The organism is Streptomyces sp. BR123 (genome assembly GCF_013401435.1).
Lineage (GTDB): Bacteria > Actinomycetota > Actinomycetes > Streptomycetales > Streptomycetaceae > Streptomyces.
The window spans coordinates 1-10,262 of the sequence record NZ_JACBGN010000254.1 but is presented as its reverse complement, the minus strand read 5'-3'; the positions used below and the strand labels follow the sequence as shown (position 1 = coordinate 10,262).

12 protein-coding genes are annotated in these 10,262 nt (G+C 73.0%); 7 read left to right on the top strand and 5 right to left on the bottom strand.

The features are described 5' to 3' along the window. Nucleotides 1–61: 61 nt before the first annotated feature. On the top strand, nucleotides 62–880 hold the full coding sequence (locus HYE82_RS39095; protein ID WP_306439646.1) for a transcriptional regulator: 819 nt from the start codon (nucleotides 62–64) through the stop codon (nucleotides 878–880). Nucleotides 881–1,091: 211 nt separating this feature from the next. Here the strand turns inward: HYE82_RS39095 and HYE82_RS28595 are convergent, their stop codons facing one another. Then, a complete protein-coding gene (locus HYE82_RS28595; protein WP_179177065.1) occupies nucleotides 1,092–2,444 on the bottom strand; it encodes an AMP-binding protein in 1,353 nt (450 codons plus the stop codon). A 245-nt stretch (nucleotides 2,445–2,689) separates the two neighbouring features. Here HYE82_RS28595 and HYE82_RS28590 point away from each other — a divergent pair, with 245 nt between their 5' ends. The 4 genes from HYE82_RS28590 to HYE82_RS28575 all read left to right on the top strand — a co-directional run bounded on the left by HYE82_RS28590 (nucleotide 2,690) and on the right by HYE82_RS28575 (nucleotide 5,570). Beyond that, nucleotides 2,690–3,052, top strand: coding sequence for a YciI family protein (locus HYE82_RS28590; RefSeq protein WP_179177064.1), 363 nt, complete (start codon nucleotides 2,690–2,692; stop codon nucleotides 3,050–3,052). A gap of 131 nt (nucleotides 3,053–3,183) precedes the next feature. Next, nucleotides 3,184–4,425: an RNA polymerase sigma factor gene (locus HYE82_RS28585; protein WP_256987838.1), complete on the top strand. Its 1,242-nt coding sequence runs from the start codon at nucleotides 3,184–3,186 to the stop codon at nucleotides 4,423–4,425. A gap of 71 nt (nucleotides 4,426–4,496) precedes the next feature. After that, nucleotides 4,497–4,988, top strand: a complete 492-nt coding sequence (locus HYE82_RS28580) for an anthrone oxygenase family protein (RefSeq protein WP_309144477.1) — start codon at nucleotides 4,497–4,499, stop codon at nucleotides 4,986–4,988. 93 nt (nucleotides 4,989–5,081) lie between these two features. Then, nucleotides 5,082–5,570, top strand: a complete 489-nt coding sequence (locus tag HYE82_RS28575; RefSeq protein WP_179177063.1) for a GNAT family N-acetyltransferase — start codon at nucleotides 5,082–5,084, stop codon at nucleotides 5,568–5,570. A gap of 48 nt (nucleotides 5,571–5,618) precedes the next feature. On the opposite strand, the gene HYE82_RS28570 is transcribed toward HYE82_RS28575, so the two are convergent. The 3 genes from HYE82_RS28570 to HYE82_RS28560 form a co-directional block, all read right to left on the bottom strand. Then, nucleotides 5,619–6,581: an AraC family transcriptional regulator gene (locus HYE82_RS28570; RefSeq protein WP_179177062.1), complete on the bottom strand. Its 963-nt coding sequence runs from the start codon at nucleotides 6,579–6,581 to the stop codon at nucleotides 5,619–5,621. A 32-nt stretch (nucleotides 6,582–6,613) separates the two neighbouring features. Then, nucleotides 6,614–7,465 carry an NAD(P)H-binding protein gene (locus HYE82_RS28565; protein WP_179177061.1) on the bottom strand — a complete coding sequence of 284 codons (852 nt, stop codon included), beginning with the start codon at nucleotides 7,463–7,465 and terminating at the stop codon, nucleotides 6,614–6,616. A gap of 67 nt (nucleotides 7,466–7,532) precedes the next feature. After that, nucleotides 7,533–7,934, bottom strand: a complete 402-nt coding sequence (locus tag HYE82_RS28560) for an SgcJ/EcaC family oxidoreductase (protein ID WP_179177060.1) — start codon at nucleotides 7,932–7,934, stop codon at nucleotides 7,533–7,535. A gap of 59 nt (nucleotides 7,935–7,993) precedes the next feature. On the opposite strand from HYE82_RS28560, the gene HYE82_RS28555 reads away from it, so the two are divergent. Both HYE82_RS28555 and HYE82_RS28550 read left to right on the top strand, forming a co-directional pair. Next, on the top strand, nucleotides 7,994–8,539 hold the full coding sequence (locus HYE82_RS28555; RefSeq protein WP_179177059.1) for a flavoprotein: 546 nt from the start codon (nucleotides 7,994–7,996) through the stop codon (nucleotides 8,537–8,539). Nucleotides 8,540–8,715: 176 nt separating this feature from the next. After that, a complete protein-coding gene (locus HYE82_RS28550; RefSeq protein ID WP_179177058.1) occupies nucleotides 8,716–9,273 on the top strand; it encodes a DinB family protein in 558 nt (185 codons plus the stop codon). A gap of 762 nt (nucleotides 9,274–10,035) precedes the next feature. Here the strand turns inward: HYE82_RS28550 and HYE82_RS28545 are convergent. Next, nucleotides 10,036–10,262: cation:proton antiporter (locus HYE82_RS28545; protein ID WP_179177057.1), on the bottom strand; the 227-nt coding region annotated here is incomplete at its 5' end.

Below are 10,262 nucleotides of genomic sequence, written 5' to 3'. Positions count from 1 at the left end.
CTCCCTCCCCCACCCCAACTGACCATTTTTGGCACCCTTGTGCCGGTTTGGAACTGTCATCATGCTCAAGAAGTTCATGTCGAAGCGCGTTCGGATCGCCACCGGAATGCTCTGCGCCACCATCGCCGCCACCACGCTGTCCATGAGCGGCGCGCACGCCGCCGACGAGACGGACCTGCACGGTGAACTCCCCGCCCTGACCCTGGAGGAGATGGGCCTGCCGGGCGAGTACGGCGCCATGCCGATGGCGGCCGCCGCGTCCCTCGGCCGTCCCACGTTCCAGATGCCGTTCAAGTGCGGCGAGACCTGGTACGGCGACTCCCGCTCGTACCACAGCCCCTCCCCCCACGCCATCGACTGGACGCAGGGCGGCTCCACGGTGAACTCCCCCGTGGTGGCCAGCGCCGGCGGCGTCGCGCACATCAAGGACAAGGGCGCGAGGAGCTACGGCAAGTTCGTCGTCATCGACCACGGCAACGGCTGGAGCACGCTGTACGCGCACCTCAACGGCTTCAACGTCCGCGAGGGCCAGCGGGTGACCACCGGCCAGCAGAGCCGGCCGGGGGCGGCCACAGGGCAGGGCCCCCATCCGCGACACGCACTGGAACCGCTCCTGGGCTCGGCCGTGCGCCTGTCGATCGTCGCGGCTCTCGCGGGTGTGGAGAAGGCCGAGTTCGGCTACGTGCGGGACCTCGTGGAGATCACGGACTCCGCGCTGTCGAAGCAGGTCACGCGCCTGGAGGAAGCGGGCTGGGTGGCCGTCGAGAAGGGGCATGTCGGCCGTCGGCCGCGGACCTGGCTGCGTCTGACCGAGGACGGTGCGGCTGCCTACCGGCGCCACATCGCCGCATTGACGGCGATCGCGGGCCCCTTGCACTGACCGCCCGGAACCGCGATCCGGCCGCCGACGGCACGCTCGGCGCAGTTCCCCGCGCCCCTCAGGGGCGCGGGGAACTGCGCTACCGGCACCCACCGGCCCGCGGTTTCATGACAGGACGCCCAGCGGAGCGCACGGTCCCGGCCTCGCTCGGGGCTGACCCGGCGGCAGACCCCGCGCCGGGGGCGGGACGGCCCGCCCCCGGCAGCGGCTCCTACTCCGTCTCCCCCGCCAGCAGCAGCTTCTTCTGCGGCTTGCCCATGGCGTTGCGCGGCAGCGACGCGACGAACCGCACCTCGCGGGGCCGCTTGTGGACGGACAGGTGCGCGGCCACGAAGTCCGTCAGCTCGGCCCCCGTCACGCCCTCCGCGACGACGAACGCGACGATCCGCTGCCCCAGGTCCGCGTCGGGGACACCCACCACCGCCGCCTCGCGTACCCGCGGGTGGTCCAGCAGCGCGTTCTCGATCTCCCCCGCGCCGATCCGGTAGCCACCCGACTTGATCATGTCGATGGAGGCCCGGCCCACGATCCGGTGCACCCCGTCCGCCTCGTCGACGGCCGCGATGTCGCCGGTCCGGAACCATCCGTCCTCCGTGTACGCCGCTGCCGTGGCCTCCGGACGCCCGAGGTACCCCTGGAACAACGTCGGCCCGGTCAGCTGGAGTTCGCCGATCTCCGCACCCGGCTCGGCCGCGATACGGGTGCGGATGCCCGGCAGCGGCGTGCCGACCGTCCCGGGCCGCACCTCGCCGCCGGCCCGCCCGCTCACCGTGATCAGCGTCTCCGTCATCCCGTAGCGTTCCACGGGTCGCAGCCCGGTCAGCCGCTCCAGGTCCCGGAAGACCGGCGCGGGCAGGGCCGCGCTGCCCGACACCAGCAGCCGCGCCCCGGACAGGGCGCCCGCCGCCTGCGCATCGGCAGCAATACGGGACCACACCGTCGGCACCCCGAAGTACAGGCTGCCGCCGGCCGCCGCGTACGCCTCGGGCGTCGGCCGCCCGGTGTGCACGAGGCGGCTGCCGGTCCGCAGGGCCCCGAGCACGCCGAGCACCAGCCCGTGCACGTGGAACAGCGGCAGCCCGTGCACGAGGGTGTCCTCCCCGCTCCACTGCCAGGCCTCGGCGAGGGCGTCCAAATCGGCGGCGATCGCCTCGCCGGTCAGGACGACGCCCTTGGGCGCGCCCGTGGTCCCGGAGGTGTACAGCACGAGCGCCGGATCCCCGGGCGCGCCGCAGGAGCCCGCGGGCGCCGCCGAGCCCGAGGACCGGCGCGCGAAGTCCACGTCGACCAGGACCGCCCCGGAGTCCCGCAGGATGTGGTCCCGCTCCGCGGGCCCCGCGTCGGGCGGCAGCGGTACGAACGGCACCCCCGCCAGCAGCCCGCCGACCACCGCGGCCACCGTCTCCAGCGATGCCGTCGCGGTCACCGCGAATGCCCGCGCCCCGGCCACGTCGGCGGCCACCGCCCGGGCCGCGCCGAGCAGTTCCTCGTACGAGGCGGTCCGCCCCGCGACGGCGACCGCGTCCTTGCGGTCCCCGTACACCCCGTCCAGCGCGGTCAGCACGCCCAGCCTCCTGCGATCACGTCACGTCACCCTCACCCAGCGGTCCAGGAGCCCAGGCTAAGGCGCCCGGGGGTGGCCGCGGGCGGCTCCCGGCCATAAGTTGATCACCGCGGGGCAGGAGCGGCGGCCCCGCAGAAAAAAATCCCGAGAAAATCCACCGCAGATGTCGAGGGCTCGCAGCCCGCTCCGACCGAAGGGTGAGAGCACGCCGAAGGGGCGCGCACGACGGGAAGGACACCCCGGACATGAAGTACGTCGCGATGATCTACGGCAACCAGGCCAAGTGGGACTCCTTCCCTGCCGAGGCCTGGCCCGAGGCGATCGCCAAGCAGGATGCGTTCAACCGGAAGTACCGCGAGAGCGGCCACCTGATCGGCGCGTACGGCCTCGCGGACGCGGCCGCCGCGCAGCTCGTACGCCGCGAGAACGGTGCGCCCGCGGTCACCGACGGCCCGTACCTGGAGACCAAGGAGTACGTGGCCAGCTTCTACCTGCTCGACTGCGAGAGCCTGGAGGAGGCCCAGCGAATCGCCGCGGACATGCCGTTCGCCGACGTGGAGCCGGTGGAACTGTGGCCCGTCCTGCACGAGGCAGCGGCGGATCTGTGACCGACCTGCCCGACCGGACCGGCCTGCCCGACCGGACCGACCGGACCGACCGGACCGGCCTGCCCGGCCTGGCCCCCGGGACCGAGGGCCTCACCGGCGAGCCCGAGGCCCTCCCCCGCGGGCCCGGGGACCTGCTGCGCGAGCTGGCGCCGCAGGTCCTCGGCGCCCTCGTCCGCCGCCACGGCCGCGGTGCCTTCGACGCCTGCGAGGACGCCCTGCAGGAGGCGCTGCTCGCCGCGGCCACGCGCTGGCCGCAGACCGGCCTGCCGGACAACCCGCGCGGCTGGCTGGTCACCGTGGCCTCCCGCCGCCTGGTGGACGAGGTGCGCAGCGAGTCCGCCCGCCGACGCCGCGAGGACGCGCTCGCCCTGGCCACCCCGCAGGCTGCCCTGCTCGCGCCCGCCGCCGACGCCGATCCCGTCGCGGACCGGGACGACTCACTGGCCCTGCTCTTCCTGTGCTGCCACCGGGACCTGTCGCCCGCGAGCCGGATCGCCCTGACGCTGCGCGCGGTGGGCGGCCTGTCCACCGCGCAGATCGCGGCCGCGTTCCTGGTGCCCGAGGCGACGATGGCGCAACGCATCAGCCGCGCCAAGCAGACGGTCAAGGCGTCCGCGGCCGCCCTCACCCTGCCGCAGGGCGCGGAGCGCGCGGAGCGGCTCACCGAGGTACGGCACGTGCTGTACCTGGTCTTCAACGAGGGCTACACGGCGACCGGCGGCCCGGACCTGACGGCGCCGGAGCTGTCCGCGGAGGCGATCCGGCTGACCCGGATGCTGCACGGCCTGCTGCCCGGCGACGCCGAGACGGCCGGCCTGCTCGCCCTGATGCTGCTCACCGATGCCCGCCGCCCGGCCCGCACCGGCCCGCACGGCGAGCTCGTGCCGCTCGCCGAGCAGGACCGCGGCCGCTGGAACCGCGCCCTGACCGCCGAGGGCCTGGACCTGATCGCCCGTACGCTGCCGCGCGGCGAGCCGGGCCCGTACCAGGTCCAGGCGGCGATCGCCGCCGTGCACACCGAGGCCGAGGACGCCGGCGCGACCGACTGGCCGCAGATCCTCGCCCTGTACGAGCTGCTGGAGCGGTTCGGCCCGAACCCGATGGTCACCCTCAACCGGGCGGTCGCCGTCAGCGCCGTCCACGGCCCGGCAGCCGGGCTCGACCTGCTGGCGCGGCTGGAGCAGGACAAGCGCATGGCGGGCCACCACCGGCTGCTCGCCACCCGCGGACACCTGCTGGAACTGCTGGGCCGGCACCCGGCCGCCGCGGACGCCTTCCGCGCCGCGGCCCGCCGCACCGCCGGCGCCCCCGAGCGCCGCCATCTCACCGAACGCGCGCGGCGTGCGGAGAACCGGGCCGGAGGCGCGGGGTGACGTGAAACGATCGGCTGTCATCGGCTGTCATCGGCTGCCGACGATTCGACCACCACCCGGGGGTAGCGAACGTGGAATCCGCAAGGCTCGCCTCACTCATCGCCGCGACGGTCACGACGGGCCTGATGGCGGGCCTGTTCTTCGCCTTCGACATCTCGGTGATGCCCGCCCTGAAGCGTTCGGACGACCGGACCCTGATCCAGGTCATGCAGCGCATCAACACGGCCATCATCAACGGCCTGTTCCTGCTCGTGTTCCTCGGCGCCCTGCTGTTCACCGGCCTCGCCCTGACCCTGCACCTCGCCGACGGCGGCAGCTGGTCCGGGGCGGCCATCCCGCTGACGGCCGCCCTCGTCGCGTACGTCCTCGCCCTCGGCGTCACCGCCCGCGTCAACATCCCACTGAACAACGCCCTGGAGCAGGCCGGCCCGTTCGACCGGATCCCCGACCCGGCGGCCGTCCGCCGCGCGTTCGAGTCGGGGTGGGTCCCCGCCAACCGCTGGCGCACCCTCCTGTGCACGGTGGCCCTCGGCTGCCTCGCCTGGGCGCTGTCCCTGAGATGACCTAAGCTGACCTGACCTGAGCTGGCCTGAGCTGAGCGGCTGCTGGAGCCAAACACCTGCGGAGCCGACCGCCCCCGTCGGTAGGCTGCGATCATGAGCACCTCCGCCCTGCGCCTGGAACCCGTAACCGCCGACAACTTCGACGCCGTCTGCGCGGTCCGGGTCCGCCCCGACCAGGAGCACCTCGTCTCCCCCGTGGTCAAGTCCCTCGCCGAGGCGTACGTCCACGGCCAGGTCGCCTGGCCCCGTGCCGTCGTCGACGGCGACACGGTGGTCGGCTTCGTCATGGCCTTCGTGGACATAGCCTGGGACCCCGAGCGCGATCCCTCTGACATCCGCTCCGGCATCTGGCGCCTGAACGTCGACGCCGCCCACCAGGCCAAGGGCTACGGCCGGTTCGCCGTCGAAGCCGTCACGGACGAGCTGCGCCGCCGCGGGGCGTCCCGCGTGTTCGTCACCTGGGAGCCCGGCCCGGGCACCCCCGAACCCTTCTACCGGACCCTCGGCTTCCGCCTGACCGGCGAGACCAGCGGCGGCCAGACCGTCGGCGTACTGGACCTCCCGCCCGCCCCGTCCTCCTGACCTCAAGTCAACTACCTGTTCAGGCCGCCTCCCTGATCGCTCCTCAACTCACCCGGCCGCGGCTGCCACCGCTGCACCCGCGGCGCGGAACTCCTGCGGGCTGATCCCCCGTTCCCGCTTGAACGCCGCCGACAGCGCGAACGCCGACCCGTACCCCACCCGCCGGGCCACCGAAGCGACCGTGGTGTCCGGCTCGCGCAGCAGGTCCGCGGCCAGGACCAGCCGCCACCCCGTCAGGTAGGCCATCGGCGGCTCCCCGACGAGCCCGGTGAACCGCCGGGCCAGCGCAGCCCGGGACACCCCGGTCTTCTGCGCGAGCTCCGCCACCGTCCAGCCGTGCGCCGGGTTCTCGTGCAGCAGCCGCACCGCCCGGCCCACCACCGGATCGGCCTGCGCCCGGTACCAGCCCGGCGAGCCCGACGCCGGGTCGGCGAGCCAGGTGCGCAGCACCCCGATCAGCAGCAGGTCCAGCAGCCGGTCCAGGACGAGCTCCTGGCCCGGCTCGTCGCGGCTGATCTCCGACGCCAGCAGCCCGATCAGGGTGGTGTCGGCCGCGGCCGCCGGCCGGACCAGGACGGCCGGCAGCGTGTTCAGGAGCCGCCGCCCGACCTCGCTCGGCTCCAGGTAGGTACCGCTCACCATGACCGCGGCCCCCTCGTCGGGGGCCGGGGTGCCCCAGGTGCGCAGGCCCAGGTCCAGGGTGCTGCCGAGGTCCTGGCCGTCGGGCGTGCTGCACCGCTGGTCCTCGTCCACCCTGATGTGCACGGGTGTGCCGGGCGCGTCCGCGATCGTGTACGGCCTGGGTCCCCGTACGACGGCCACGTCCCCGGGACCGATACGTACCGGCGCGCCCCCGTCGGGGAGCAGCCAGCCCGACCCGCGGACCAGGGTGAGCACCGTGAGCGGGGCCCGGTCCTCGATCCGCACCGCCCACGGCGGGTTGAAGATCGACTTGAGCAGGAGCGCCCCGCGGGCCTTCGGCCCTTCGAGGAGCCCCGTCATCATGTCCACGTCCTCATCGTGCCTCCACGCGACGGCAGCAGTCACGCGTCCCACACGCCGGTTGCCGCCGCGTCCCGCGCGTACGCGGTGAAGTCCCGCGGCTCCCGGCCGAGTACCTCCCGCACCCCGTCATCCGTGTGCGCGTTCCGCCCGTCCCGAAGCATCTCGAACAGCTCCGCGAACTCCTCCGGCACCTCCTCCAGCTCTCGCAGCGCCGCACGGTAGGCCTCGTCGGAGACGGGCACGTAGGCGATCTCCCGCCCGGTCGCCCTCGACAGCTCGGCGGCGACATCGGCGAAGCTCATCAGCCGCGGCCCGGTCAGCTCGTACGTCCGGCCGATGTGCCGGTCGTCGGCCAGCGCGGCAACGACGACGTCTGCGATGTCGTCGGCGTCGATGAACGGCTCGACGGCGTCCCCCGTCGGCAGGGCGATGGTGCCGGCGCGCACATCGTCCGCGAAGATTCCCTCGTCGAAGTTCTGGGCGAACCAGCCGGCCCGTACGACGGTCCAGTCCGCCCCGGACTCCTTCAGGCGCTCCTCGGCCCGCTGCGCGTTCTCCTCCCCCCGCCCGGACAGCAGCACCAGCCGCCGCACCCCGGCGGCGACGGCCGCCTTCGCGAAGGCGGCGACCCGCTCCTCCGCGCCGGGGAAACCGAGGTCGGGGAAGTAGGTCACGTACACCCGGTCGACCCCGTCGAGCGCACGTGCCCACCCCTCGGGCTCGTCCCAGTCGAAGGCGGGCTCCCCGCTGCGGGACCCGACCCGCACGCCCCGGCCCTGCGCCGCGAGCCGCTCGACCACCCGCCGCCCGGTCTTCCCCCGTCCTCCGATCACCAGCACATCGGCCGCACCCTGCGTGCTCTTCTGCGTTTCGTTCTGCGTCTCGGTCATGACCCCAGTCAAGCCCGCGGACCCGAGACGGGCCATGGCCGAGACCCTCACCTGCATGCGCGAGCGTCTACGCGGCCTTCACCGCGGTGTTCTGGCTGGCCGTCAGCAGCCACGGCCCGTCCTCGCCGTCCCGGGTCATCACGTACAGCGGAGCGCCCTCGCTTTCGACTGCCCCATCCGCACTCCGGTACAGCTGGCGCACCTTCACGGCGGCCACGTCCGGGCGCAGGAGCTGCGCGTGCACCACTTCGTACGTCACCTCGCCGTCCCACTCGGCCGACGGCAGCACGGCTCGGGTGAACTCCGCTATCGCGTCGAAGCCGATCAGCACCTTGCCGTGCGCCGTGGTCCACAGGGCGTCGGGGTGGAACAGGGCGAGAAACCCCTCCGGATCCTTGGCCCGCTGCGTGCGCTGGACCTCGGCAACGACCTCTGCAATGGCCTCCAGGGCCTTCGTCTGCTCGCTCATGACACCGATGGTGCCGCCTCAAGTGTGGTTGAGGTCAAGGGATGTGATCACATGTCGGTATGACCCGCACCAAGAGTCTCTACCTGCTCTGCTCCGCCGCCCCGCCCGTCTTCGACGTGGCCCACGTGATCGAGGACGCGCAGGCGCGCGGCTGGGACGTCTGCCTCGGCCTCACCCCCATGGCCGCCCACTGGATCTCCCAAAGCCTCGACGGCCTGGCGGCCCTGACCGGCCACCCGGTGCGCTGGCAGTACAAGCTCCCTGGCGACCCCGACGTCTGGCCGGTCGCGGACGCCCTGCTCTTCGCCCCGGCGACGTTCAACTCGCTCAACGCCTGGGCTCTGGGGCTGACCGACAAGTTCGCCCTCGGCGTTGCCGCCGAGGCCGTCGGCAAGGGGACTCCGGTGGTCACGATGCCCTGCACCAACGCCGCCCTCGCCGCCCACCCGCAGTTCGAGCAGTCCCTGGCCACCCTGCGCGGGGCCGGCGTCACCGTCCTGTTCGGCGAGGACGGCTTCGTCCCCGGCCCGCCCGGCGTCGACTCCCCGCCGCACTTCCCGTGGCAGCTGGCCCTGGACACGGTGGACGCCACCCCCACCGCGTGAGCGGGAAGCATTAACGGCGTTAACGCCCACCCGCCGGTTCAGCCGCCACCGACCCCGCCCCGTTAACGCCGTTAATGCCCGGGGCGGGGTCCGAGTCGGGGTCGGGCCGGCTTCGGGGACGGCCGGGAACCGAACTCACTGGCGGGGCCGACTCACCACAGACGATCATGTAGCGCATGAGTGACCAACCCGCGCGATGGACCCAGGCGACCGTCTACCCCGACATGTGGGCCGACCCGGACACCGATCCCCGCAACAACGAGGACAGCCCGGAGGGCGAACTCGCGACCCTGCAGGACTTCCTGTCGAACTACCGCATCACCCTGCGGATGAAGTGCGAGGGCCTGGACCCGGAGCAACTGGCCCGCCGGTCGGTACCGCCCTCGACGATGTCGCTGCTCGGCCTGCTCCGGCACCTCGCCGAGGTGGAACGGGACTGGCGCAACTGGCTCGACGACGGCGACCCGCTGCCGAAGCTGTACGGCGTGAAGGACGCGGACTTCCACGGAGCCGTCCCCGAGCAGGCCGTGGTCGACGCGGCGTACCGCGACCTGGAGCGCGAGCAGGCCGCAACCGACGCCGTCCTGGCCCGATACACGGACCTGGGCGAGCGCGTGGGGAAGGACGGAACCTCGATTCGTGAGCTGATGGTCCACAGGGTCGAGGAGTACGCCCGCCACTGCGGCCACGCCGACCTGCTGCGCGAATGCGTCGACGGAAGGGTGGGCCAGTAGCGAAGCCCGGCCGGGGGCGTTAACGCCGTTAACGCCCCCGGCTCAAAGCCCCGGCCTCGCCCGGACCACTCGCACCCCACACCATTAACGGCGTTAACGCCTGAGGAAGGCCGGCAGGGCCGCTCAGGCAGCACACCACGGAACCCAGCAGGTGTGGGGCCCCGTGCCTGCCGGGCACAAGCCCTTGATCACTGCCTTGCGGACCGCTCGCCATGTCCGCAGGGAACACTCCATGCGGACACGCAACTCGACCGCTTCCCGCGCACCGTCGGCCTGACCAGGGTGCTCGAAGGCCCACTGTTCCACCAGGAGCTCGTACGCTTCGGCGGTCGTCAGGCTGCCGTCAGCAGAGGTGCGTGAGACGTCCGCCTGGACGATCCGCGCGGCCCGTGCGTCAACGCCTGGCGGCCCAAAGCCTGCCCAGCCCGAACCCGGCGCCCGCACCGTTAACGCCGTTAACGCCAGGCCCAGAACAACAGCCGGGCGCGGGCGAAGTCCGTGCGCAGCGCGGGCCGGACGTTAACGGCGTTAACGGTCCGGCCCGAACCCCGCGCCGCAGGCGCCCCGACCGGCGGAGTCCGGGGCAGAGCCCCAGTTTCGGAAAGGGGCGGGTAGAGGAGCAGCCCCGCAGGGCCCACGCACACCCAGCCGGCCCGCAGCCGGGGGCCGACCGGACCCACACCATTAACGGCGTTAACGCCCGGCCACCGCCGCCCCACTCGGACCGGAACCCAGCCGGCACCGCCGACACCGTTAACGGCGTTAACGCCCGCGCCCTTGCCGCCCCCTCAACCTCCGCACGACCGGTCCCGTGATCCCCGTCGTCACCAAAGCCATCAGCACGAGCATCGTGAACAGCTCTTCCCCGATCACCCCCAGCCCGAGCCCCACGTTCAGCACCACCAGCTCGGTCACTCCCCGGCAGTTCATCAGCGCGCCCAGCATCACCGCATCCCGCCCGGGCAGCCCCGCCAGCACCGCCGCCCCGG

What these genes read in the sequence shown, in the direction of transcription:
- HYE82_RS39095 (WP_306439646.1), top strand. Translation starts at nt 62, where the DNA reads ATGCTCAAGAAGTTCATGTCGAAGCGCGTTCGGATCGCCACCGGAATG.
- HYE82_RS28590 (WP_179177064.1), top strand. Translation starts at nt 2,690, where the DNA reads ATGAAGTACGTCGCGATGATCTACGGCAACCAGGCCAAGTGGGACTCC.
- HYE82_RS28575 (WP_179177063.1), top strand. Translation starts at nt 5,082, where the DNA reads ATGAGCACCTCCGCCCTGCGCCTGGAACCCGTAACCGCCGACAACTTC.
- HYE82_RS28565 (WP_179177061.1), bottom strand. Translation starts at nt 7,465, where the DNA reads ATGACCGAGACGCAGAACGAAACGCAGAAGAGCACGCAGGGTGCGGCC.
- HYE82_RS28560 (WP_179177060.1), bottom strand. Translation starts at nt 7,934, where the DNA reads ATGAGCGAGCAGACGAAGGCCCTGGAGGCCATTGCAGAGGTCGTTGCC.
- HYE82_RS28555 (WP_179177059.1), top strand. Translation starts at nt 7,994, where the DNA reads ATGACCCGCACCAAGAGTCTCTACCTGCTCTGCTCCGCCGCCCCGCCC.
- HYE82_RS28550 (WP_179177058.1), top strand. Translation starts at nt 8,716, where the DNA reads ATGAGTGACCAACCCGCGCGATGGACCCAGGCGACCGTCTACCCCGAC.